22 protein-coding genes and 2 pseudogenes are annotated in these 22,498 nt (G+C 67.5%); 12 read left to right on the forward strand and 12 right to left on the reverse strand.

The window, feature by feature from the left end; translation table 11 throughout:
- Window position 1: 1 nt before the first annotated feature.
- Complete coding sequence (locus tag PSR88_RS19485) at window positions 2-703, reverse strand: RNA polymerase sigma factor (protein WP_009476922.1); 702 nt, start codon at window positions 701-703, stop codon at window positions 2-4.
- A 201-nt stretch (window positions 704-904) separates the two neighbouring features.
- Here PSR88_RS19485 and PSR88_RS19490 point away from each other — a divergent pair, with 201 nt between their 5' ends.
- The 6 genes from PSR88_RS19490 (at window position 905) to PSR88_RS19515 (ending at window position 6,400) form a co-directional block, all read left to right on the forward strand.
- Window positions 905-1,072: a hypothetical protein gene (locus tag PSR88_RS19490; RefSeq protein WP_009476923.1), complete on the forward strand. Its 168-nt coding sequence runs from the start codon at window positions 905-907 to the stop codon at window positions 1,070-1,072.
- Window positions 1,073-1,134: 62 nt separating this feature from the next.
- Window positions 1,135-1,575, forward strand: a complete 441-nt coding sequence (locus PSR88_RS19495) for a helix-turn-helix transcriptional regulator (RefSeq protein ID WP_009476924.1) — start codon at window positions 1,135-1,137, stop codon at window positions 1,573-1,575.
- A gap of 13 nt (window positions 1,576-1,588) precedes the next feature.
- Window positions 1,589-2,002 (forward strand): VOC family protein, encoded by a 414-nt coding sequence (locus PSR88_RS19500; RefSeq protein ID WP_011596387.1) that lies wholly within the window; start codon window positions 1,589-1,591, stop codon window positions 2,000-2,002.
- A 52-nt stretch (window positions 2,003-2,054) separates the two neighbouring features.
- Window positions 2,055-4,475, forward strand: coding sequence for an ATP-binding cassette domain-containing protein (locus PSR88_RS19505; protein ID WP_016884608.1), 2,421 nt, complete (start codon window positions 2,055-2,057; stop codon window positions 4,473-4,475).
- Window positions 4,476-4,687: 212 nt separating this feature from the next.
- Window positions 4,688-5,881: a serine hydrolase domain-containing protein gene (locus PSR88_RS19510; protein WP_011596389.1), complete on the forward strand. Its 1,194-nt coding sequence runs from the start codon at window positions 4,688-4,690 to the stop codon at window positions 5,879-5,881.
- A gap of 138 nt (window positions 5,882-6,019) precedes the next feature.
- The gene (locus tag PSR88_RS19515; protein WP_029539722.1) at window positions 6,020-6,400 is read left to right on the forward strand and encodes a VOC family protein; all 381 of its coding nucleotides are present in this window, start codon (window positions 6,020-6,022) and stop codon (window positions 6,398-6,400) included.
- A 16-nt stretch (window positions 6,401-6,416) separates the two neighbouring features.
- Here the strand turns inward: PSR88_RS19515 and PSR88_RS19520 are convergent, their stop codons facing one another.
- The 4 genes from PSR88_RS19520 to PSR88_RS19535 all read right to left on the reverse strand — a co-directional run bounded on the left by PSR88_RS19520 (window position 6,417) and on the right by PSR88_RS19535 (window position 9,362).
- Window positions 6,417-7,742 carry an RNA polymerase sigma factor gene (locus PSR88_RS19520; RefSeq protein WP_007296237.1) on the reverse strand — a complete coding sequence of 442 codons (1,326 nt, stop codon included), beginning with the start codon at window positions 7,740-7,742 and terminating at the stop codon, window positions 6,417-6,419.
- Entirely contained in the window at window positions 7,715-8,137 is a 423-nt protein-coding gene (locus PSR88_RS19525; protein WP_007296236.1) for a YciI family protein, read from the reverse strand. The genes PSR88_RS19520 and PSR88_RS19525 overlap by 28 nt, the downstream gene beginning before the upstream one ends.
- Window positions 8,138-8,240: 103 nt before the next feature.
- Window positions 8,241-8,570: a WhiB family transcriptional regulator gene (locus tag PSR88_RS19530; protein WP_016884605.1), complete on the reverse strand. Its 330-nt coding sequence runs from the start codon at window positions 8,568-8,570 to the stop codon at window positions 8,241-8,243.
- A gap of 18 nt (window positions 8,571-8,588) precedes the next feature.
- A complete protein-coding gene (locus PSR88_RS19535) occupies window positions 8,589-9,362 on the reverse strand; it encodes an SDR family NAD(P)-dependent oxidoreductase (RefSeq protein WP_009476932.1) in 774 nt (257 codons plus the stop codon).
- A gap of 237 nt (window positions 9,363-9,599) precedes the next feature.
- Between PSR88_RS19535 and PSR88_RS19540 the strand changes: the two genes are divergently transcribed.
- The 4 genes from PSR88_RS19540 to PSR88_RS19555 all read left to right on the forward strand — a co-directional run bounded on the left by PSR88_RS19540 (window position 9,600) and on the right by PSR88_RS19555 (window position 13,636).
- Window positions 9,600-10,991: an MFS transporter gene (locus tag PSR88_RS19540; RefSeq protein ID WP_007296233.1), complete on the forward strand. Its 1,392-nt coding sequence runs from the start codon at window positions 9,600-9,602 to the stop codon at window positions 10,989-10,991.
- Window positions 10,988-11,875, forward strand: coding sequence for a transketolase (locus PSR88_RS19545; RefSeq protein WP_007296232.1), 888 nt, complete (start codon window positions 10,988-10,990; stop codon window positions 11,873-11,875). The genes PSR88_RS19540 and PSR88_RS19545 overlap by 4 nt, the downstream gene beginning before the upstream one ends.
- A 1-nt stretch (window position 11,876) precedes the next feature.
- The gene (locus tag PSR88_RS19550; RefSeq protein WP_007296231.1) at window positions 11,877-12,869 is read left to right on the forward strand and encodes a transketolase family protein; all 993 of its coding nucleotides are present in this window, start codon (window positions 11,877-11,879) and stop codon (window positions 12,867-12,869) included.
- A gap of 116 nt (window positions 12,870-12,985) precedes the next feature.
- On the forward strand, window positions 12,986-13,636 hold the full coding sequence (locus PSR88_RS19555) for a GntR family transcriptional regulator (RefSeq protein ID WP_016884604.1): 651 nt from the start codon (window positions 12,986-12,988) through the stop codon (window positions 13,634-13,636).
- A 67-nt stretch (window positions 13,637-13,703) separates the two neighbouring features.
- Here PSR88_RS19555 and PSR88_RS19560 read toward each other — a convergent pair whose 3' ends face one another.
- Window positions 13,704-14,813 (reverse strand): C45 family autoproteolytic acyltransferase/hydolase, encoded by a 1,110-nt coding sequence (locus tag PSR88_RS19560; RefSeq protein ID WP_016884603.1) that lies wholly within the window; start codon window positions 14,811-14,813, stop codon window positions 13,704-13,706.
- Between the two features lie 136 nt (window positions 14,814-14,949).
- On the opposite strand from PSR88_RS19560, the pseudogene PSR88_RS19565 reads away from it, so the two are divergent.
- A pseudogene (locus tag PSR88_RS19565) lies at window positions 14,950-16,075 on the forward strand (RNA-guided endonuclease InsQ/TnpB family protein).
- A 69-nt stretch (window positions 16,076-16,144) separates the two neighbouring features.
- Here PSR88_RS19565 and PSR88_RS19570 read toward each other — a convergent pair.
- A pseudogene (locus PSR88_RS19570) lies at window positions 16,145-17,390 on the reverse strand (purine-cytosine permease family protein).
- A 164-nt stretch (window positions 17,391-17,554) separates the two neighbouring features.
- Here PSR88_RS19570 and PSR88_RS19575 point away from each other — a divergent pair.
- The gene (locus PSR88_RS19575; RefSeq protein ID WP_011596397.1) at window positions 17,555-18,574 is read left to right on the forward strand and encodes a LacI family DNA-binding transcriptional regulator; all 1,020 of its coding nucleotides are present in this window, start codon (window positions 17,555-17,557) and stop codon (window positions 18,572-18,574) included.
- A gap of 77 nt (window positions 18,575-18,651) precedes the next feature.
- Here PSR88_RS19575 and PSR88_RS19580 read toward each other — a convergent pair whose 3' ends face one another.
- Genes PSR88_RS19580 through PSR88_RS19600 form a run of 5 tightly spaced genes read right to left on the reverse strand, consistent with a single transcriptional unit; the run spans window position 18,652 to window position 22,483 of the window.
- Window positions 18,652-19,176: a flavin reductase family protein gene (locus PSR88_RS19580; protein ID WP_011596398.1), complete on the reverse strand. Its 525-nt coding sequence runs from the start codon at window positions 19,174-19,176 to the stop codon at window positions 18,652-18,654.
- A 7-nt stretch (window positions 19,177-19,183) separates the two neighbouring features.
- The gene (locus tag PSR88_RS19585; protein WP_016884597.1) at window positions 19,184-19,531 is read right to left on the reverse strand and encodes a cupin domain-containing protein; all 348 of its coding nucleotides are present in this window, start codon (window positions 19,529-19,531) and stop codon (window positions 19,184-19,186) included.
- A 6-nt stretch (window positions 19,532-19,537) separates the two neighbouring features.
- Entirely contained in the window at window positions 19,538-20,995 is a 1,458-nt protein-coding gene (locus PSR88_RS19590; RefSeq protein ID WP_011596400.1) for a pyrrole-2-carboxylate monooxygenase subunit, read from the reverse strand.
- Between the two features lies 1 nt (window position 20,996).
- Complete coding sequence (locus PSR88_RS19595; RefSeq protein ID WP_016884596.1) at window positions 20,997-21,674, reverse strand: DUF2848 domain-containing protein; 678 nt, start codon at window positions 21,672-21,674, stop codon at window positions 20,997-20,999.
- Window positions 21,671-22,483: a carbon-nitrogen family hydrolase gene (locus tag PSR88_RS19600; RefSeq protein WP_007296223.1), complete on the reverse strand. Its 813-nt coding sequence runs from the start codon at window positions 22,481-22,483 to the stop codon at window positions 21,671-21,673. The genes PSR88_RS19595 and PSR88_RS19600 overlap by 4 nt, the downstream gene beginning before the upstream one ends.
- Window positions 22,484-22,498: the final 15 nt, after the last annotated feature.

Consider the following 22,498-nt stretch of genomic DNA (forward strand, 5'->3'; position numbering starts at 1 on the left):
CTCACGCTCCCGTTCCAAGATAATCCTCGAGGGCCTGGCGCACATGCGCGCGACCCCGGTGCAGCAGCACCCGCTGGTTCGCCGGGGTGATCGAGAGCATCGCGGACACTTCTTCGGCGTCGTAGCCGAGGACGTCACGCAGAACGACCACGATCCGCTGGCGGTCGGGTAGGTGCTCGAGTTCGCGGCCGGCGACGTCGAGCACCTCCGCACCGAGGACCGACCCCTCGGGGGTCACCGGCCAGCTGGTCGGCGGAGTCGCCCAGTGGTGTGGATCCTCCGGGGAGGATGCGGGCAGGAACCGGGCCGGATCCACGGCGGCGCTGCCCGCGTAGGCGGCCAGCGCGGCGTCGACATCGTGCCGGTCCCGCACTCCCCGTTTCTTGGCGATGTTGACGAGTATCCGGAACAGCCAGGTACGGAGGGTGGAGCGGCCTTCGAATCCGTCGATGCCCTGGAGCACGGCGATCCAGGTTTCCTGGACGACGTCTTCCGCGACCTCGGCGCTGGCCACGTATCCCCGCGCCACGCGCAGCATCATCGGCGTGTGCTGGTCGACGAGTTCGGCGAACGCCGACTCGTCGCGTGCCCGTAGAGAGTCGACGAGGCACTGCTCGTGCGAGGTATCGATCTCGGTCATCCGCTCCTCCTCGGTGATCGAGGCGCTCCGGAAGCGTGGCCGCGTGAGACGGCCGGACGCCATCCAACATTACTGATCTCAGGGGCAGCCGTCGATGACGCTGCCCGATCTCGTGGTGGTAGGGCCGAACGGCCCTGTCTTGGCTTCGCGGTGCGGGGAAGACTCGGTGCGGAGGGGTGGCGGGCCGCGGCGATGCGGTGACGGTCGCGGCGGCCCGGGTGCCCCAGGCAACGATTGGACCTGGCAATCCAGGGAGGGCGACGCATGGACTTTCGGCGGACTCCGCTGGCGCGGTCGGAGAATTACTGGGAGCAGCTGGGTTCAGTGGAAGCTCGCCACCTCGACGGTGCCGAGCGGGACCGGCTGCCGGCCCCGGACGAACAGGTCTCGCTCGTCGACCACTGCCGAGGCGCAACACCCGACCCGGCGTGAGGAGCGTGCGCGCGGGCGAGTGGCGCTAGGCAACTCCGGTGCGACGTGGCACGATCTCGTGTGTGACGAGCAGTACCGCTGAGAACCAGCGCCTACGCGATCTCGCGCTGCTGCGCCGCGTCCGTGACCGGATCGATCGGGAGCACGCGCAGCCGCTGGACGTCGAGTCGCTCGCCCGCGGCGTGAACATGTCGGCAGGGCACCTCAGCCGTCAGTTCCGGCTCGCGTACGGCGAGTCTCCGTACTCGTACCTGATGACGCGGCGCATCGAGCGGGCGATGGCATTGCTGCGTCGTGGTGACCTCAGCGTCACCGAGGTGTGTTTCGCGGTCGGCTGCTCGTCGCTGGGCACCTTCAGCACGCGTTTCGCCGAGCTGACCGGGGTCCCGCCCAGCACCTACCGGCGCCAGGAGGCGGACGCGACGGCGGGCATTCCGTCGTGCGTGGCGAAACAGGTCACCAGACCGATCAGGAATCGAGAAGCGCAGGTCGCTGATTCGTAATTATCGTGATCCCATGGACATCACAATTCACCAGACCTACCTCCCGCAGGACGACCCGGACGCCGCGTTGGCTTTCTATCGCGACACTCTCGGCTTCGAGGTCCGCAACGACGTCGGATACAACGGGCTGCGCTGGATCACGGTGGGCCCGGCCGACCAGCCCGGCACGTCCATCGTTCTGCATCCGCCGGCCGCCGACCCCGGAATCACCGACGACGAGCGTCGCACCATCGCCGAGATGATGGCCAAGGGCACGTACGCAGCCATCAACCTGGCCACCAGGAACCTCGACGGCGTCTTCGAGAAGCTGCAGGCCAGCGAATCCGCGGAGGTCGTTCAGGAGCCGACCGAGCAGCCGTACGGAGTCCGTGACTGCGCCTTCCGCGATCCCGCGGGCAACATGGTTCGTATCCAGGAACTGCGCTGATCGACGCCGACGGAGACCGCGAAGGCGGCTCCGCCCAACAGAGGGAGACACGATGAGCATGGCCACGAAGGCGGGCACGACGGGCCGAGCGAAGCGACGGGAAAACTCGGAGTCGCCAGATCTGCACCTTGCCGACAGTCACGATCTCATCCGCGTGCACGGCGCGCGCGAGAACAACCTCAAGGACATCAGTGTCGAGCTCCCGAAGCGCCGGCTGACGGTGTTCACCGGTGTCTCCGGCTCGGGCAAGAGTTCGCTGGTGTTCGCCACGATCGCCGCGGAGTCGCAGCGGATGATCAACGAGACCTACAGCGCCTTCGTGCAGGGCTTCATGCCGTCACTGGCGCGACCCGACGTCGACGTACTCGACGGGCTGACGACGGCGATCATCGTCGACCAGGAGCGGATGGGCTCGAACCCCCGCTCCACCGTCGGCACCGCCACCGACGCCAACGCGATGCTGCGCATCCTGTTCAGCCGGCTCGGGAAGCCGCACATCGGCTCACCCCAGGCGTTCTCCTTCAACGTCGCGTCGATCTCCGGTGCGGGCGCGGTCACCATCGAGCGCGGTGGCCAGCAGACGAAGGAGCGGCGGAGCTTCAGCATCACCGGCGGCATGTGTCCGCGATGCGAGGGCCGGGGGGCGGTCACCGACTTCGACCTGACGGCGCTCTACGACGACAGCAAGTCGCTCAACGAGGGCGCGCTGACGATCCCCGGCTACAGCATGGAGGGCTGGTACGGCCGCATCTTCCGGGGCTGCGGCTACTTCGATCCGGACAAGCCGATCGCGAAGTTCACCAAGAAGCAGTTGCAGGACCTGCTCTACAAGGAGCCGACCAAGATCAAGGTCGAGGGCGTCAACGTGACCTATGAGGGTCTGATCCCGAAGATCCAGAAGTCGTTCCTGGCCAAGGACGTCGACGCCATGCAGCCGCACATCCGCGCGTTCGTGGAGCGGGCGATCACGTTCGCCACCTGCCCCGACTGCGACGGCACCCGACTCAGCGAGGGGGCGCGATCGTCGAAGATCAAGGGCAAGAACATCGCCGACGTCTGCTCGATGCAGATCAGCGACCTCGCCGACTGGGTCCGCGGCCTGAAGGAACCGTCGGTGGCCCCGCTGCTCACCGGGCTGCAGCATCTGCTCGACTCGTTCACGGAGATCGGGTTGGGGTACCTCTCCCTCGACCGGCCGTCGGGCACCCTGTCCGGTGGAGAGGCGCAGCGCACGAAGATGATCCGGCACCTCGGTTCGTCGCTCACCGACGTCACGTACGTCTTCGACGAGCCGACCATCGGCCTGCACCCGCACGACATCCAGAGGATGAACGGCCTGCTGCTGCAGTTGCGCGACAAGGGCAACACGGTGCTGGTCGTGGAGCACAAGCCGGAGGCGATCGCGATCGCCGACCACGTCGTCGACCTCGGACCGCGCGCCGGCACCGAGGGTGGCCAGGTGGTGTTCGAGGGCACCGTCGAGGGGCTGCGGTCCAGTGACACGCTCACCGGGCGGCACCTGGACGACCGGGCGTCGCTGAAACAGTCGGTGCGCACACCGTCGGGGGCGCTCGAGGTGCGTGGCGCAGACAGCCACAACCTGTGCGGCGTCGACGTCGACATTCCACTCGGCATGCTGGTGGTCGTGACCGGTGTGGCGGGGTCGGGCAAGAGTTCGCTGATCCACGGTTCGGTGTCCGGGCGGGACGGCGTGGTGTCGATCGACCAGGGCGCGATCAAGGGTTCCCGGCGAAGCAACCCGGCGACCTACACCGGGCTGCTCGAGCCGATCCGCAAGGCGTTCGCGAAGGCCAACGGCGTGAAGCCGGCGCTCTTCAGTTCCAATTCCGAGGGCGCGTGCCCCACGTGCAACGGCGCCGGTGTCATCTACACCGACCTGGGTGTGATGGCCACCGTCGAATCCCCCTGCGAGGAGTGCGAGGGGAAGCGGTTCCAGGCCGAGGTGCTCGAGTATCACCTCGCCGGGCGCGACATCAGCGAGGTCCTCGCGATGTCGGTGGCCGAGGCCGAGGAGTTCTTCGGTTCCGGTGAGGCGCGGATCCCGGCGGCGCACAAGATTCTGCAGAGGCTCGCCGACGTCGGGCTCGGCTACCTCAGCCTCGGGCAGCCGCTCACCACGCTGTCCGGCGGCGAACGGCAGCGGCTCAAGCTGGCCACCGCCATGGCCGACAAGGGCGACACCTACGTCCTCGACGAACCGACCACCGGTCTGCACCTCGCCGACGTCGAACAGTTGCTCGGACTGCTCGACCGGCTCGTCGACTCCGGTAAGTCGGTCATCGTCATCGAGCATCACCAGGCGGTCATGGCGCACGCCGACTGGATCATCGACCTCGGCCCGGGCGCCGGCCACGACGGCGGCCGGATCGTGTTCGAGGGCAGGCCGGAGGATCTGGTGTCCGCCCGCTCCACCCTCACCGGCGAGCACCTCGCGGCCTACGTCGGCACCTGATCGAGGCGCTCGTCGAGATGTGCCCCCGGTTGCCACGGCCGCCGGGGGCTTTCGCGTTCGGTGGCCGGCATTGGGCCGCAGTGCAACTGTGACGCCCGCCACGCGGATTCTGCCGAACCGAGACGTGCGGTGCCGAACTGAGACGTCGCCACCCTCCGCCCGGTCATAGCGTCACGTTCCATCAGTGACCACAGACACGACAGGAGAGTGGAATGTCCGATCTCAACGCCGCGCTCGGCAAGGTTCTCGACAGCGTGACCGAGGAAGGTGCGCCGAGGGTGCCCGGAGTGGTGGCGATGGTGACCGATCGCGACCGCACGGTGTTCGAGGGCGCCGCCGGGGTGCGGTCCCTGGCCGACGGCGAGCCGATGACCGCCGACACCGTGTTCGCGATCTTCTCCACCACCAAGGCGATCACCGGGACCACCGTGCTGCAGTGCGTCGAAGAGGGTCTGCTCGACCTCGACGCGCCCGCCCGCGAATACGTTACGGAACTCGGTGACATTCAGGTCATCGAGGGATTCGACGCCCACGGCGATCCGGTGCTGAGGGCACCGAAGCGGGACATCACCACGCGGATGCTGTTGTTGCACACCGCCGGATTCGGATACGACTTCTTCGACGAGACCTACAACCGGTTGGGGGTGGAGCACGACCAGCCCGGCGTGATCACCGCGACCCGGGCGTCGCTGACCACGCCGTTGCTCTTCGATCCGGGCGAGAAGTGGCAGTACGGGACGAACATCGACTGGGCCGGCCAGGTGGTCGAGGCGATCCGCGGCAAGCGGCTCGGCGAGGTGATGGCCGAGCGGGTGTTCGCGCCCCTCGGCATGCACGACACAGCTTTCACCCTGACCGGATCGATGGCGGCCCGGCGCGCGACCATTCACCAGCGGGAGGAGGACGGCCGGCTCACTCCCTTGGATCTGGTGCTGCCGCAGGCTCCCGAGATCGACATGGGCGGGCACGGCCTCTACTCCACGGTGGGCGACTACCTGAAGTTCCTGCGGATGTGGCTGAACGACGGAGACGCCCCCGGTGGCCGAGTGCTGCGGGCCGACACCGTGCAGGCCGCCGTGTGCAACGGCCTCGAGGGACAAGAGGTCGGGATGCTGCCTGCCGTGATACCCGCCCTCACCAACGACGCCGAATTCTTTCCCGGACAGCGTAAGTCGTGGGCGTACACGTTCATGGTGAACGAAGAGGACGCACCCACCGGCCGGCCCCGGGGGTCGCTCGGGTGGGCCGGGCTCGCCAACTCGTACTACTGGATCGATCGTCGCAACGGAATCGCCGGGTACTGGGCCACCCAGGTCCTGCCGTTCGCCGATCCCGTGTCGTTCGGCGGCTACCTGGACTTCGAGACGGCGGCGTACCGTCACGCCACTCTGGGCTCACCCGTCTAGGTCGGTCTCGAAGCCGGTTTTCCACTGGATGGCCGGTGGCCCTGCCCGGTACGATCGCGGGATTGTCTTCACCGCTGGGAGCCCATGAGGTTCGTGTGTGGGCTCCCGGCAGTTCCCGGGCTGAGAGCAGGTTTCGTCATGGCATGTCGTATCAGTGAGCTCGTGCTCGGTTGCCGCGACCCTGAGCTGCTTTCGCGGTTCTGGTGCGAGGTCCTGGACTTCGTCGTGCTCGATCACGAGGACGACGGGTCGGTGGAGATCGGGCCGCGCGAAGGGTTCGGCGGTCCGCAGCCGACGATCATCCTCAGCCGCAGGGATGAGCCGGAGAAGGGGAAATCCCGGCTGCACATCGACGTCAACGCCACCGACCGCGATCAGGACGCCGAGCTCGAACGCCTACTGAAGCTCGGTGCGCGCCCGGCCGACATCGGCCAGACAGGGCAGGAGCAGTGGCATGTCCTGGCCGACCCCGAAGGCAATGAGTTCTGCCTGCTGAAGGCTCGCCTGGACCCACTCTGATGCTCACCGGTCGGGGTCAGCGCAGGTCGGCGAGCTTACGCCCCAGCACCGTCCGCTCGCGCTCGTTGCCGCACAACCGCACGGCCGCCTCGAATTCGGTGCGCGCCTCGTCGGTGCGTCCCAGGCGGGTGAGCAGTTCGCCGCGAACGCTCGGCAGCAGGTGCGAATTCGACAGCGCCTGGGCGGCCACCAGCTCGTCCACGATCGGCAGCGCCGCGGCCGGTCCCTGGGCCATGGAGACCGCCACCGCCCGGTTGAGGTCGATCACCGGTGACGGCGCGAGCCGACCGAGTGCCTCGTAGATGAGGACGATCCGCTCCCAGTTCGTCGCGTCGACGGACGGCGCGACGGCATGACATTCGGCGATCGCCGCCTGCAGGCCGTAGGCGCCCAGCCCGCGGCCGACCTGCTCCGCGCGGGCGAGGGCGGCGCGTCCCCGGCGGATCGCGGTGCGGTCCCAGCGGCGGCGGTCCTGGTCCTCGAGCAGCACCGGCTCGCCGTCCGCCCCGGTGCGCGCCGGGAACCGCGCCGCGGTCAGTTCGAGCAGCGCCAGCAGACCGTGCACCTCCGGCTCGTCGGGCACCAGCCGAGCCAGCACCCGAGCGAGGCGCTGCGCCTCGCTCGCGAGGTCGAGGCGGATCAGATCGTCACCGGAGCTGGCCGAGGACCCTTCGGTGAAGATCAGGTAGATCACGCTGAGCACCGAGCCGAGTCGCCCGGTCCGCTCAGCGGCGGGCGGCACTTCGAACGGCACCCGGGCCGCCCCGAGGGTCTTCTTCGCCCGGGTGATCCGGGCCTGCACGGTCGCGGTCGGCACGAGGAACACCTTCGCGATCTCGTCGCTCGTCAGACCGCCGACCACCCGCAGGGTGAGCGCGACCCTCGCCTCCCGCGACAGCACGGGGTGGCAGGAGATGAACATCAACGCCAGCATGTCGTCGTCGATCTGGTCCGGATCCCACAGCACGTCCCCGGTGCCCCGGGCCGGATCGGCGGGCCCGCTGCCCGAGACGGCGCCGCCCTCGCTCAGGTCGTGAGCGAGGACGGCGTACCTCTCGTCGAGGGCGGAGCGCCGACGGAACGCGTCGATCGCGCGGCGCCGGCCGACGGTGAGCAACCATCCCGCGGGGTTGTGGGGGATACCGTCGCGTGGCCAGCTCACGAGTGCCTCGGCCAGCGCCTCCTGGGCGAGGTCCTCGGCCAGCGCGAAATCGCCGGTGTACCGCGCGAGCGCACCGACGATCCGTGCCGACTCGATCCGCCAGACGGCGGCGACGGCCTCACGGTTGGTGTGGCCGTCACCCGTCGATCCGCTCAGAGCTGACCGGTCGCTTCGCGCCACGCCCGCTCCTTCTGGATCCACACGTTGTCCTGCGGGAACTCGTCGATCGTCGCGACCCGGCGGATCTCTGCTTTGGAACCGGGACCAGCCATCGGGGCACGCTTGGCCCATTCGACAGCCTCCTCCTTCGACGCGACATTGAGCATCCAGAAGCCGCCGAACAACTCCTTCGTCTCGCCGTAGGGGCCGTCGGTCACGACAGGTGTTTCCGAGGAGTAGTCGACCACCACACCCGATTCGGGGTCGGGGTCCAGACCCTCGGCCGCGAGCAGCACGCCGGCGCGGATCATCTCGTCGTTGAACTTGCCCATCGCTTCCATGATCTCGGTGAAATCAACGTCCTGGGACGCCGCGAAGGTCTCGTCGGTGGCGCGCATGATCAGCATGTACTTCATGGTTCCGTCTCCTTGGATGTCGGGGTCCCTCTTGGACCTTCTCATCCTCAGGTCGAACGGGGAGTGACATGGATCGACACACTCGCCGAAATCTTTTTCGAACCTATCGCGCCCGGCCGGCTCGGCGCCGGTCGGTTTCGGTGGTGCCGCCCCATATTCCGTGGGTTTCGCGGTGTTCGGTTGCGTGTGCTCGGCATTGCCGGGCGACGACGCACCCGTTGCAGATCTGTTTGGCGCGTCGTTCACGCCGGATCCGGGCGCCGCGTCGTTCGCCGTCCGGAGCGAAGAAGGCGGCGGGCTCGGTGGTGCGGCAGTGGGCGCGGTACCGCCATCCCCAGCGTTCGTCTGCGGTGGTGGGTAGGTCGTGAATTGTCGTGTGGTCGATCATCGGGTGTCCCGGGGATTCGGGCGGTGGACGGTGGGTACCGTCCACCGCGGTGGCTGCACCGACTCAGTGCAGGTGGCTGCCGCCGTTGATGTCGACGGTGGTGCCGGTGAGGTACGCGGCGTCCTGCGAGGACAGGAAGGTGATGACGGCGGCGACCTCGGTGGTGGTCGCGACCCGGCCGAGGGGGATGTCGCGGCAGAGTGCGGCTTCCTGTTCGGCGGTGCTGCCCACGCGGATGCTGGTGTCGACCGCACCGGGGGTGACGGCGTTGACGGTGACTCCGCTGTCACCGAGTTCCCGTGCGAGTGACTTGGTGAAACCGAGAACCGCGGCTTTGGCGGACGAGTAGGGCACCTTGCCGAAGACGCCGCCACCCCGCTGGGCGGAAACGGACGACATGTTCACCACACGCCCCCAGCCGTTGTCGATCATGGCCGGCAGGAACGCGCGGGTGACGAGGTAAGTGCCGGTGGCGTTGACCGCCATCACCTTGTTCCACAGTTCCAGCGTGGTCTCGAGGAACGGCACCGGCGAGGTGATGCCGGCGATGTTCGCGAGCGCACCCACAGCGGGGAGGTTGCCGCCGGCGACTTCGGCGGCGACACCGTCGTGCGCCCGCTGGACCGAGTTCTCGTCGGCGACGTCGATGTCGTGACCGAAGGCCGGTACCCCGAACTCGTTGCCGATCTCGGCGGCGACCTTCGCGGACTTCTCCCCGTCGAGGTCGAGAACGACGATCGCCCAGCCCTCTTCGGCGTAGCGGCGGGCGGTGGCGAGACCGATCCCGCGCTCGGAGGTGGCGCCGGTGATGACGGCGGTGCGCTGAATGGACGACATGATCGCTCCTCGTGTTGCTGGAATCGCGCGTCCCGTCCGATGCGGTGGAGAACAGGGAGGTCGACGGCGCGGTAGGTGACTGCCACCACAGTAAGCCGATCGACTGTTAACAGTCAACCGTCGGCGGGTAACGGTTGACATATTGACGTGGCTCGGATCACACTATTGGAACCGCACTGTTGACAGTCAACAAATCGGCGGCAATCGTAGAAACCGGCAGCTCGAAGAGGAGTCCCCATGAGTACCGAAACACTCAGGATGCGAGGTCCTGTCCATGGCACCAAGGACGCGAAGCGCGTAGCAATCGGCTCCTCGGTGGGTGCCGTCATCGAGACGTACGACTTCATCGGCTTCGGCACGGCCGCCGCGCTGTACTTCGGTACCGCCTTCTTCCCGGGCGCCGACCCGGTCACCGGAACACTCGCCGCGTTCGCGACGCTGGGTGTCGGCTTTGCGGCGCGCCCGCTCGGCGGGGTGCTCGGCGGACATCTCGGAGACAAGCTGGGTCGCAAGCCCGTGCTGGTGGCGTCGTTGATCGCGATGGGTCTCGCGACCTTCGCGATCGGCCTGCTGCCCACCTATTCGCAGGTGGGGCTCATCGCGCCGGTGCTGCTGGTCCTCGTCCGCGTCGTCCAGGGCCTCGCGTTCGGCGCCGAGTGGGGTGGTGCGATCCTGATGAGCTACGAGCACGCCCCCTGGAAGTCCAAGGGCAAGTTCACCGGCATCGTGCAGGCCGGCTTCCCCGTCGGACTGCTGCTGGCGAATCTGGTGTTCCTGTTCAGCGTGCACCTCGGCGGCGACTGGGCCTGGCGGGTGCCGTTCCTCGCCAGCATCGTCCTGGTGATGGTCGGCCTGGTCATCAGGTCGAAGGTGCCCGAGTCCCCGGTCTTCGAGGACGTCAAGAACGAGGGCGACATCGTCAAGTCCCCGGTACTCGAATCCATCAAATACGACTGGCGAAACATTCTGCGCGGCATCGGTCTTCGAGTCGCCGAGACGGCCGGTTACGCGGTGTCGATCACCTACATGATCTCCTACCTGCACAACCAGGGTCTCGCCGGGAAGTCCGAAACCCTTGTCGCCCTCTGCATCGCGTCCGCAATCGGCATCTTCGCCACCGTCGCCTGGGCCCGACTCACCGACCGTATCGGACGACGCCCCCTCTACATCGCGTCCTGCGCCTTCGCGGCACTGTTCGGAATCCCGATGTTCCTTCTGGTCAACACCGGCCTGTTCATCCTGGTCATCGCCACCATCGTGATCGCCTACGCGGTCTGCCAGAATTCGATGGCGGGAGCGCAGGGTGCGTGGTTCCCCGAACTCTTCGACGCCTCACGCCGCGCCTCGGGAGCGTCCCTCGCCTATCAGATCTCGGCGATGGTCTCCGGCTTCACGCCCTTCGTCACCACATTGCTGTTCGTCTCCTTCGGCTGGTGGGGTCCGGCGCTGCTGTTCAGCACGTACGCCCTGATCGGACTGTGGGCGGCGTTGATCACCAGGGAGACCTGGGGACCCACCGAACGGCGCCTCGCCGCCGAGGCTGCGGCGCGCGCCGATTCCAAAAGCGTCGACGCGCCGACGTCCACCGGCACCACGCCCACGATCCGCAAGGAAAAGGAACTCCTGTGACCACCACAACCGCCACCACCGCGGCCGAAGACACGACCAGTGACGCGTCGCGCATCGCGAACGTCGAACAGTTCGCCTACCGCATGCGGCACAACGTCCTCGACATGGGTGAGGAACAGGGCCAGGGATACGTCGGGCAGGCGCTCGGAGCCGCCGACATCTTCGCCACCGTCTACGCCGACCAACTACGTTACCGCGCAGACGATCCCGCATGGGAGGGCCGAGACCGGTTCCTTCTGTCCACCGGCCACTACGCCATCGGCCACTACGCCGCGCTCGCCGAGGCCGGAATCATCCCCCGCAGCGAACTGGAAACCTACGGCTCCGACGACTCCCGGCTCCCGATGTCGGCGATGTCCACGTACACCCCTGGCATGGAAATTTCCGGCGGCTCCCTCGGCCACGGTCTCACCATCGCGGTCGGGATGGCACTCGGGCTGCGTCACCAGCATTCCACCGCCCGTGTCTTCAACTTCCTCTCCGACGGCGAACTCGACGAGGGTTCGACGTGGGAGGCGGCCATGGGCGCCCATCACCACCGGCTCGGCAATCTCACCGCGATGGTCGACATCAACGCCCTCCAAGCCGACGGTGCGACCTCGACGGTGCTGAGCACCGAACCCGTGCACGACAAGTGGGCGGCCTGCGGGTGGCACGTCGAACGCGTCGACGGCAACGACGTCACCGCACTGGTGCGCGCGTTCGACCACGCCGCCGCCGAATCCGACGGCAAGCCGTCGATCATCCTCTGCGACACCCGCGTCGGGAAGGGCGTGCCCCTGCTCGAGACCCGGGAGAAGGCGCACTTCATGCGCATCGACGAACACGAGTGGCAGATCTGCCGCGACCAGCTCACCGCCGGCTTCGACCACAAGGACGCCTGACATGACCACCGCCAGCAAGCCCAAGCTCAAGACGTCGGCCATGATCGCGTCGTTCGTCGACGAGGGGCAGAAGACGACGTCCGCACCGTTCGGACACGCCCTGGTGAAGGCCGCCCGGGAGAACGACAAGATCGTCGGCCTGTCCGCCGACCTCGCCAAGTACACCGACATGCACATCTTCGCGCAGGAGTTCCCCGACCGGTTCTTCCAGATGGGGATGGCCGAACAGCTGCTGCTCGGAGCCGCCGCCGGGATGGCCGAGACCGGCCTGGTGCCGTTCGCGTCCACGTATTCGGTGTTCGCTGCGCGCCGCGCCTACGACTTCCTGTGCCTCGACATCGCCGAACCGAACCTCAACGTCAACATCATCGGTGGGCTCCCCGGACTGACCACCGGCTACGGGCCCAGCCATCAGGCCACCGAGGACATGGCCATCTTCCGGGGCATCCCCAACCTCACCATCGTCGACCCGTGCGACTCGATCGACATCGAACAGGCCGTCCCGCAGCTCGCCGCCTCCGACGGTCCCACCTACCTGCGGCTGCTGCGGGGGAAGGTCGCGACCGTGCTCGACGAGTACGACTACACGTTCGAACTGGGCAAGGCCAAGGTGCTCCGTGGCGGCAACGACGTCGTGTTCGTCACCAGTGGCCTGATGACGATGCGCGCGCTGCAGGCCGCCGACCGACTCGCCGCGCACAACGTCGACGTCGCGGTCGTCCACACGCCGACGATCAAACCGTTCGACGCCGAGACCGTCCTCGCGGAGGTGAACACCGACCGACTGGTGGTCACCCTGGAGAACCACACCGTGATCGGCGGTCTCTTCGAGACAGTGGCCGCCGCCGTCGTCACGGCCGGGCTCGGCAAGCGGATCGTGCCGATCGCTCTCCCCGACCAGTTCCTCGACGCCGGTGCCCTGCCCACCCTGCACGAGCGGTACGGCCTGAGCACGGACCGGATCGTCGCCAAGGTTCTGGGCGAACTGGCATGACCAGCGCGTACGGCCCACGCCGCAGCCCGGGCGGCGCGGGCCGTACGATGGCTGTCAACAGATTGCTGTCAACAGACCGCTGTCGACTGTTGATCGCTGACCCCACGGAGGCACCCATGGCCGGACAACCCGCCGCACTGCTCGGGCTGGAGAAGACCAGCCTCCGTCAGCAAGCCGTCGCCGCCCTGCGGGTCGCGATCACCAGCGGGGAGCTGGCGCCGAGCAGCCCGCTCGTGGAGACCGAACTGTCCGAGATGCTGCAGATCAGCCGCGGCACGCTCCGCGAGGCGATGCGGCAACTCCAGCAGGAGGGGTTGATCTCCGCCGGCGCGCGGGGCCGGCTGTACGTCCGGCACCTCGATTCCAAGGAGATCCGCGACATCTTCGCCGTCCGCGCCGCACTCGAGGCGCTGGCCGTCCGGGAACTCGCCGGCCTGGCCGACCGCACCACCGTCATCGCGGAACTGCGCGCCGCCCTCGACGTCATGGACACCGCCGTCCTCGAAGCCCGCATCGAGGCCGACCTGAACTTTCACCGCACCATGTGCTCCCTGACCGGTAACGACACACTCCTGCACTCGTGGATCTCCCTCGAAGGATCGATCCGGATGTCGATCATGTTCGCCGGCCTCGACCGCGCCGTCGGCAACATGGACGTCGGCCGCCACAGCGCCATCGTCGACGCCATCGAAACCGGCGACGCCGACGAAGCGGCCAAAGCGATTCAGGCGCACATGGACTGGGCCTCAGCGAATCTGGTGTCCTGACCCAGGTGAGTGGGAAAGAGTGCGGGCACACGCTTTGCCGGTCACGTACCCGGGACAGGCCGCCGCGTCACCCGCCGACGACACACGCGGGCTCGGTGGCGTCGAGTGTGGTCCATGCCCGTCGGCGGGCGTCGATCGGTGTGCCGGCGAGGATGCGGGCGCGGCGGTGCCCGGGTTCGAGCAGCACTGTCGCGAGGGTGGCCCAGCGCTGACCGAAGACGGCGTCCGGGGCGGGGACGCAGCACAGCTGGGGCTGCCCCGGATCGGAATACAGGTACTCGACGAGGTGATCGGCGACGGCCGGCTCGGCGTACCGCTGCTGCCGTGAGGCGATCAGACCGTAGCGGTCCTGCGAGTCCGGCTCGTACAGACCGGTCTTCTCGCGGGCGGCGTTGGCCGGGTCGAGGAAGTGGTTGGTGTGCGTCAGGAATCCGCCGCTCGGGCGGAGCGTCGCGACGCCGACGGGGCTGACCTCGGCACAAGCGACGGTGTCCGGGTCGAGCAGGGTCAATGCGCCCGAGGTGGCGATCGGTGCCGAGCGCAGCAGTTCGAGGGCTTCGTCGACGGTTCCGGCTTCACCGAGGACCGCCGCCGACAGGACGTGCACGGGCACCCCGGCCGGTGCGTCGTCGCGGTGGCCGAGGATGTTGAAGAAGATTCCGAGACCCGCGCTGTTCATGCCGATCTTGCCGAGGATGCCGTGCTCGGTCAGCCCCACGTAACTGTGGCGGGTTCCGCGCACCTGATGGGTGTGCCAGTACGGGTCCAATTCCTCGTGCCAGTCCCAGGTCTGGACGCCGAACGGCGCCGACGGACGATCCGCGGGTGCGTAGGCGATGGTGGAGCACTCGCCGGGACGGGCCGCGGTTGCCTGCGACAGGATCTCCGTCCGGCCGTTGAGCGCCATCACGTGCCAGGGCTCGAGCCCGGCGCCGGCCGCGATGCCCTCGATCTCCTCGAGGTACCGGGGGCTCCACGCCGCCAGGACATCCGCGAGGCGGTGCGCGCTGTCGCGGGTGCGGGACTCGGTGACGCCGACCGTGTCGAACAGGCGCAGATACAGTTCCACGGACGCAGGCAGGTCGGTGCGCAGCTGCGTGCCGCGGGCGATGCCGCGTTCGTGCGGCCGGGTGTCGTCGACGCAGACGTGAGGGCGGGCAGTGGTGGATTCGGTCATGATCGTCCTCGTTATCCAGATTGTGTGAATAAAGCTGTGGAGCAATTGATCCGTGAGTCTTTCGGCGCAAACCCTGTCCTTCAGGTCCGGGTGAGCCGATCTGGTTTTGTCGGACTGTGTGGCTAGTGTCTGGGTTATGGCGGGGAGGGTGGTGAAGCGGGCGTTCAAGTTTCGCTTCTATCCGTCTGCGGTGCAGGCGGAACAGCTTGCTCGGACGTTCGGGTGCACCCGGGATGTCTACAACCGGGCGTTGGCGGAGCGGTCGCGTGCCTGGTCGCAGGAGCGGCGGCGGGTGACCTATGCGGATACCTCGAAGATGCTCACCGGATGGAAGCGGGATGCCGAGGCGGAGTGGTTGGCGGAGCCGTCGAAGGGGCCGTTGCAGGAATCGCTGCGGCAGTTGCAGGGCGCGTTCGAGAGGTTCTGGCGCAAGCAGACCGGCTACCCGCAGTTCAAGAGGAAGGGGCGGTCGAAGGATTCGGCGACCTACTACTCGAACTGCTTCATTTTCAGGGATGGGCAGCTCCGGTTGGCCAAGCAGTCCGAACCCCTGGATATTCGGTGGTCGAGGCCGCTGCCGGAGGGGGCTACGCCGTCGCAGGTGACGGTGTCGCGCAATGCTCGTGGCCAGTACCATGTTTCGATCCTCGTCGAGGACACGATCACCGAACTCGAGCCGGTCGATCGGGTGGTCGGGCTCGATGCCGGGATCACGAGCCTCTACACGCTCTCGACGGGGGAGAAGATCACCAACCCGCGCCACGAGCGCACGGATCGTGAGCGGTTGGCGAAGGCGCAACGAGCACTCGCCAGGAAGCAGAAGGGATCCCGGAACCGGGCCAAGGCCCGACTGAAGGTCGCGAAGATTCATGGTCGGATCGCCGATCGGCGTCGCGATTATCTGCACAAGCTCTCCACTCGACTGGTGCGCGAAAACCAAGTGATCGCCATCGAGGATCTGAGTGTGCGGAACATGGTCAAGAATCGGTCGTTGTCTCGGGTGATCTCGGATGCGGGGTGGTCCGAGTTCCGGTCGATGCTCGAGTGGGCGGCGGGTGGTGGTGATCGATCGGTTCTGTCCGTCGTCGAAGACCTGCTCGGTGTGTGGGGAGGTCGCCTCGGCGATGCCGCTGAACGTGCGGGAGTGGACGTGCCGATGCGGCGTCGTCCACGACCGCGACGTGAACGCGGCAAGGAACATTTTGGCCGTCGGACTGACGGTGGCAGCCTGCGGAGACGGTGTGAGACCACCTCGCACATAACGTGCGGGGTGGCGACTGTCGGTGAAACAGGAACCTCGGGACGCGAGTCTCGAGGGGATTCTCGGTCGTTCACGGCCGAGAGGACGTCAACCCACCGCTGTACCAGTAGGGGCTGCTGCTGGTTTCGTCGCCGAGCCCGAGGCCGTCGTAGCGGTTGCGGCGCCACAGGACGTCGGCGACGTAGACGGCCATCACGGGACCCATCACGGTCACGACGAGCTGCATCATGTTGCTGACGGTGTCGAGGAAGTTGGAGACGAGCAGGGCGTACAGCGTCATGGCGACGCCCATCGAGCCGTCGAGGAGGACGCTGCGCGAGCGTCGCAGGCGCAGCCCGACCGATTGCAGCGCGAGCCCGGAACTGTATGCGGTCATCGCGTTGTTGGCGATGGTGCCGACGATGACGGCGAGCAGGAAGATCGGCGTGAACCAGGAGGGGAGGATGGCCTCGAGTGCGATCTGCGGGTCGGCCATGTCGAGTCCGGTGCCGGCGAGTGCGCCGAGCGCGGTGAACAACACGCTGGGGACGAACGCGCCGAGCGCCGTCCAGGCGGTGACCGACACCGGCGAAGCGGGCGAAGTCCGCGCTGTTGGTGTAGGACAGCGGGGCCGACGCCACGATCGACACACCCGCGGCCACCGTCGCCCACAGTCCGATTCCGTGGAGTGCCTCCGTCGGCTGGTAGCCCCAGTCGGCGTTGCCGAGGACGTATCCGGCCATCACCACGAAGATCGACGTCAGCACCAGGGCCAGCGGCTGGTAGAGCCGCACGATCGTGGCGTGCCCGTACACGCCGATGGCCAGCGTGACGGCGGCGATCGCCAGGATGACGACGACCTTGACGGGGGTGGTCGCGTCGATCCCGAACCGTTCGACGAGCCGGAAGGCCGTGTACGACGCGGCCGCCCAGTTCAGCGCCAGGTAGCAGACGCTGATGAACCAGCTGGTCACGAGAATGTTCACCCGGTTGCCGCGGATGCCGAAGATCGCCCGCGTGATCACCTCGCTGGGCGTGCCCGACGCGGGTCCGCTGGCGGCGACGATTCCGGTGAGGATCGAGAACAGGTTGCCGGCCACGATCACCGCCAGCGCCTGCCAGAAGGACAGGCCCATCAGGATCAGTGCGCCGCCGACGACCAGGGCCAGGTAGCTCACGTTGGGCGCCGCCCACACCGCGAACAGGTCCCGGGCGCGGCCGTGCCGTTCGCTGTCGGGGATGAAGTCGATGCCGTGTGTCTCCACCCGCCCGGCGCGATCGGCCGACGGTGTTTCGCCGGGCGTCACCGCGCGCGGATCTGCTTTTGTCGATGCCATGGGGTCCTCCGGATAGATGAGCACGGATGTGCGGCTGGTGGGCGCAATCGCCGATCTGGCGTGACCTCGGTCACCGTACGGAACCAAATCGATTTGGACAAGAGTCGCGAAAGCGAATTAACAAATCGATTTGGTGCAGGTCGGGCTGTTGGTAGCCTGAGTGCGTGACGGAGAAGCGATCGCGGCCCACCATCGCCGACGTGGCACGGCACGCGGGGGTGTCGACCACGACGGTGTCGCACACGTTCAGCGGCAAGGGCGTCGTCGCCACCGCGACGCGCGAGCGTGTCCGCTCGGTCGCAAAATCCCTCGGCTACCGACCGGACGTGGTGGCGAGGAGCCTGCGCAGCAACCGTCTCGGCGTGCTCGCCCTCGTGCTCCGGCCACTCGAGACACTGGATTCGTCTCTCCCCGAGGGCGTCGACTACTTCCTGCGGTTCGCGGGTTCGGCGGCCCTGGCCGCGATGGATTTCGGATACGGGCTCATGCTGGTGTCCGATCCGACGCGCGACGAGTCGCCGGCCGCCGCCCTCGCCTGTGACGGGTTCCTGATCACGGAACCCGTCACGAACGACCCCCTCATCGAGATGCTCCTCGGGGAGGGTGTGCCGTTCCTGTCCGTCGGCAAGGATCCGGCGAGGGCCGCGTACGACGCCTGGCTCGACACCGACACCGAACTCATGACCGACCGAGTGCTGCAGCACCTCGAGGACGCGGGGGCGACGCGAGTGGCTCTCGTTGCCGGAACCGATCCCAATTCGTGGAACCTGGGCGCCGAGGCCGCCTACCGAGCGTGGGCAGCGACACGCGGTCAGGACGCTCAGGTCGCCATCCGGCCCGAGACCACGGGTGAGGCCGGCGGACGCGACGCCGCGGACGAACTGTTCGACCGGAGCGATCCACCCGACGCGGTGTACTGCCTCACCGGCCGGCACGCGGCGGGGGTGCTCGCGCGGGTCCGGGAACGAGGATTCGACGTCCCCGGCGACGTGCAGATCGTCGGCGGCTCCGACTCGGAGCACACCCGATCCGCCGTTCCCCCCATCACCTCGGTGGATCTGAAGCCCGAACACCTTGCCCGCGTAGCCGTCACACTGCTGGTCAACCGCCTCGACAACTCTGACCGGCCGGTCCCCCCGGGACACCTCCACGGACGCCTCGTCGTGCGGGGCTCCACCCGGTAGTCATGCCGAGGACGGCGAAATGCACGTGCTCGCCGGCGCACCGGTCGGTGATGCGCCGGTGAGCACGTTCGGCCGGATCAGAACAACCAGGGAACCTCGTCGTGACCGAAGTCGTGGAAGTCGCCGAACCGCCCCGAGTAGAACACCAGGCCGGTGCCCTCCCGACAGCGCATGTCGGTGACCTCGCCGTAGAAGACGCGGTGGTCGCCGATGTCGTGGGCGCTGTGGACCCTGCATTCGAGCTGGGCCAGAGCATCTTTGATCAGCGGCAGACCCGAGCGGCTGCGATCGCAGGGCAGGTCGTCGAATCGGGCGCCGCCCCGTGTGGCGAAGCGGCGGGCGAGAGCTTCCTGGCGTGAGCCGAGGACGGACACAGCGAACGAGCCCGCGGCTTCCACGGCCTCGGTGGTGCGGGAGCCGTGGGTGAGCGAGACGAGCAGGATCGCCGGGTCCAGGCTGATCGAGGTCAGGGAGCTGATCGTCATGGCACTGGGGCTGCCGTCGCCGTCGTCGGCGCTGACGACGGCGACGCCGGTGGTGAACCGGCCCATGCTTCGTCGCATGTCCGTCGGGGTGGGGGCGTGGAATGCCGGAAGGGTCATCGTGGGCCTACTTACTGTGGTACCGGACTTCGAAGGTGACGACGCCCTCGTCCGTGCTCCAGGGGCCGTGCGGCATGCCGGGCGGCCGGCAGGCGTACATTCCCGCGGTGAACGTCTCGCCGAGGGTCAGGTCGGTGAACGACCCCTCGAGGATGTAGACCTCCTCCCAGAAGTCGTGTTTCTGCACGCCCATCGGTGTCGAGTCGGCGCCGGGTTCGTAGCGCAGGATCCGGGTGGCGACGTTGCCTTCCGGGTCCTTGGCGAGGATGCGTTCGGTGATCTTCGGATCGTCACCCGGACATACCGTCCACTCGACGTCGGTGACCGGGAAGAATTCGAATTCGGGCTTGGCCATGAGGGTTTACTCGCTTTCCGCTTTGTAGCCGTCGGTGAACTGCTGCACTGCCGCGACGGCGCTGTCGTAGTCGTAGTTGCGGTACGTGTATGCGCCCTTTACCACGAAAGGGGCACCGGCGTAGAACATCTCGTACTGCTGGTGTCGTCCGGCGAATTCGGATCCGATGATGTCCCAGGCCAGCTTGAAGAGCTTGACGCGCTCCTCGGACGGCACACCGGGGGACTGGACGTAGTGCTCGATGTCCCGGGACGTCAGCGGACTGGTGAGATCCTTGACGCTCGACGGGAGTTGCAGCACACCGCCGCCGACGAGGTCGCGCAGGATCGCGATCACCCGCGGGTAGATCTCCGACTGCAGGCCCATCGACCCGTACAGCGCCTGCCTGCCCGGCAGCCACATCCCGGCCGAATCCGGCTCGGCGGTGTACTCGGCGGCCAGCACCGCGGAACGGACTCCGCTGACGAGTGCGGCGAGTTCGCCGAGCTTCTCCTGAACGCTGGGGATCTTGTCCACCCCGTTGACCTGGGTGACCCGGCGCGCCACGCCGGCAATGAATTCCAGCTTCGTCGCGAAGCGGATCTGAGCCTGCCAGTTGCCGAGAACGTGGGCCCCGGTCTCGAAGAACTGCCGGCGGACGCCGGTGGTGTCGCGGTCGACGAATACTCGATCCCACGGCACGAGGACGTCGTCGAAGACGAGGAGCGAGTCGGGCTCGTCGTAGCGGCAGGTCAGGGGGTAGTCGAACGAGCTCGTCGCGGCCGGGATGTACGGGCGGCGGACGTACTGCTTGAGACCGGGGGCGTTGGTCGGGACCACGAACCCGACGGCGAAGTCCTTGTCGTCCGGGCCGAGCGGCTTGATGCACGAGACGAAGATTTCGTCCGCGATCGCCCCGCCGGTGGCGAGCATCTGCGAACCACGGATGACCAGACCCTCGGTGGTTTCCTCGACCACGCCGGCCTGCAGGTACTCACCCTCCCAGCCCGACGCCGTCGTCGCGCGTGAGACCTGTGGCGGGATGATCGCGTACGAGACGTAGAGGTTCTCGTCGAGCAACCGCCGGTACAACTCGGACACGTTCGCCCCGAAGTCGTGCCCACCCTCGGCTGCGAACACCTCGGGATGCGCCGCGAACGCGGCGAGGAACGTCCCCACATGGTCGGGGCTACGGCCGATCCAGCCGTGCGTGTGCTTCGCCCACCGCTCGATCGCCTCCCGCCGCTGCGCGAGCTCCTCCCGCGACCGGGGAATCGAGAACACCCGATTGGCCGCGTTCCCGGTTTCGGGTGCGACGTACTGCATGCCGTTGGCCTCGTCCGCGGCCAGATCGAACATCTCGGCAATCGTCCGGGTCACTGGCGCGAAAGCCGGATGGGTGGTGACGTCGTCGATCTTCTCCCCGTCGACGAGCACTACGCGCCCGTCGTTCAGGGAGGCCAGGTAGTCGGCTCCGGTGCGCATGTCAGTGTCCTTCGGTGGTGTAGGAGTGGGTCAGGGTTCGGCCGTCGGGCAGGGTGAGTTCGAGGTCCCACCGGTGACCGGGGGTGAACTTGCCGTCGAGCAGCGGCAGGGTGCCTGCGAAGCAGAGCAGGTCCTCGCCGGTGTCGCCGATCCGGTCGGCGAAGATCTGCAGAAGGTTTTGCGGTGTAAGGAGATTGGCCAGGGTTCCGTCCTGATACAGGACCCCGTCGACCCACGAGCGGGCCCGGCACGCGTCCCAGTCGAACGACGACCAGTCCGCGATCTCGACGACGGCCGGGCCTACCGGCTTCGGGCACGCCCGCTTCGAGTCACCGATGTCGACGGTCTCGAGTTGGCGGTCGGTGTGATCGGAGCCGACACCGAGGTAGTACCGCCCGCGGTGCCGCAGGATCACCGGCTCGACCTCGCCGGAGGTGTGCGCGCCGGTGACGGGGGCCTGCGACGCGGTCGTGATCGTCGCGATCTCGACGGGGTAGAACATCGGCACCTGTGCCGGCGGTGCGACTCCGATGGCGGCGAGCTCGTCGATGTGATGTTGCACCGCTGCTTCGTCGCGGCCGGTGTACCCGGCGACCAGGGTTCGGCCGTCGCCGAATTGCAGGATCTCGGAGGAATCGAGGGTTTCGAAGGTGAGCACCTCCGTGGTGGCGCCGGTCATGAAAGGACCCTTCTGCGGTTGAGGAAGCTGTAGTCGTCGAGCCGGTCCCTCAGGACGGGGAACTCGGCGCGGGTGCGGTCGACCACGGCGGGGTCGATCTCGGCGATGGTGATGCCCTCGGACGAATCCGCCTCGGCGATCACCGTCCCCCACGGGTCGACGATCCGGCTGTGCCCGCCGAGTTCGACGGAGTTGTGGGTGCCGGTGGCGTTGCACGCGATCACGAAGACCTGGTTGTCGACGGCGCGGGCCGAGGTCAGCAGCCGCCAGTGCTCCTTGCGGGCCTTCGGCCACGCGGCGGGCACGATGACGAGTTGCGCTCCGGCGGCGACCAATTCGGTCCACAATCCGGGGAACCGCAGGTCGTAGCAGGTTGTGGCGGCGATCGGGCCGAAGGGCGTGTCGGTGGTGTGGATCTGCGTCCCCGGCTGCAGGAGCTGCGCTTCGAGGGAGTCGTATCCGAACACGTGAACTTTGCTGTAGTGGTGGTGGATCTGTCCGTCCGGGCCGATCAGGACCGCCGTGTTGCGCAGTCTGCCCTCTTCACCCTGTTCGACGATGCTGCCGGCGTGGATGTAGCACTGCCGTTCGACGGCGACGGCTGCCAGAACCTGAACGGTACCGCCGCCGAGGGTTTCCGCAGCTGTCGAGTAGTCGTCGAAGTGGTTGTATCCGACGCGCCACAGCTCGGGCAGAACGATCAGGTCGACGCGCTCGGCGAGCCCGGTCAGGAGGTTGCGTACGCGCTCGAGTCGATGCGCGGGGGTCTCGGAATCGGGGCTCGCCAGTTGAGCCAGGGCTATCTTCATGGGTTTCCTTCGTGC

Source organism: Rhodococcus sp. DK176, from assembly GCF_038447315.2.
Classification (GTDB): domain Bacteria; phylum Actinomycetota; class Actinomycetes; order Mycobacteriales; family Mycobacteriaceae; genus Rhodococcus_F; species Rhodococcus_F jostii_A.

Excerpts from the sequence above, each read along its gene's own strand:
- PSR88_RS19485 (WP_009476922.1), bottom strand. The coding sequence starts at position 703 with ATGGCGTCCGGCCGTCTCACGCGGCCACGCTTCCGGAGCGCCTCGATC.
- PSR88_RS19490 (WP_009476923.1), top strand. The coding sequence starts at position 905 with ATGGACTTTCGGCGGACTCCGCTGGCGCGGTCGGAGAATTACTGGGAG.
- PSR88_RS19500 (WP_011596387.1), top strand. The coding sequence starts at position 1,589 with ATGGACATCACAATTCACCAGACCTACCTCCCGCAGGACGACCCGGAC.
- PSR88_RS19505 (WP_016884608.1), top strand. The coding sequence starts at position 2,055 with ATGAGCATGGCCACGAAGGCGGGCACGACGGGCCGAGCGAAGCGACGG.
- PSR88_RS19510 (WP_011596389.1), top strand. The coding sequence starts at position 4,688 with ATGTCCGATCTCAACGCCGCGCTCGGCAAGGTTCTCGACAGCGTGACC.
- PSR88_RS19515 (WP_029539722.1), top strand. The coding sequence starts at position 6,020 with ATGGCATGTCGTATCAGTGAGCTCGTGCTCGGTTGCCGCGACCCTGAG.
- PSR88_RS19525 (WP_007296236.1), bottom strand. The coding sequence starts at position 8,137 with ATGAAGTACATGCTGATCATGCGCGCCACCGACGAGACCTTCGCGGCG.
- PSR88_RS19535 (WP_009476932.1), bottom strand. The coding sequence starts at position 9,362 with ATGTCGTCCATTCAGCGCACCGCCGTCATCACCGGCGCCACCTCCGAG.
- PSR88_RS19540 (WP_007296233.1), top strand. The coding sequence starts at position 9,600 with ATGAGTACCGAAACACTCAGGATGCGAGGTCCTGTCCATGGCACCAAG.
- PSR88_RS19550 (WP_007296231.1), top strand. The coding sequence starts at position 11,877 with ATGACCACCGCCAGCAAGCCCAAGCTCAAGACGTCGGCCATGATCGCG.
- PSR88_RS19555 (WP_016884604.1), top strand. The coding sequence starts at position 12,986 with ATGGCCGGACAACCCGCCGCACTGCTCGGGCTGGAGAAGACCAGCCTC.
- PSR88_RS19560 (WP_016884603.1), bottom strand. The coding sequence starts at position 14,813 with ATGACCGAATCCACCACTGCCCGCCCTCACGTCTGCGTCGACGACACC.
- PSR88_RS19580 (WP_011596398.1), bottom strand. The coding sequence starts at position 19,176 with ATGACCCTTCCGGCATTCCACGCCCCCACCCCGACGGACATGCGACGA.
- PSR88_RS19585 (WP_016884597.1), bottom strand. The coding sequence starts at position 19,531 with ATGGCCAAGCCCGAATTCGAATTCTTCCCGGTCACCGACGTCGAGTGG.
- PSR88_RS19590 (WP_011596400.1), bottom strand. The coding sequence starts at position 20,995 with ATGCGCACCGGAGCCGACTACCTGGCCTCCCTGAACGACGGGCGCGTA.
- PSR88_RS19595 (WP_016884596.1), bottom strand. The coding sequence starts at position 21,674 with ATGACCGGCGCCACCACGGAGGTGCTCACCTTCGAAACCCTCGATTCC.
- PSR88_RS19600 (WP_007296223.1), bottom strand. The coding sequence starts at position 22,483 with ATGAAGATAGCCCTGGCTCAACTGGCGAGCCCCGATTCCGAGACCCCC.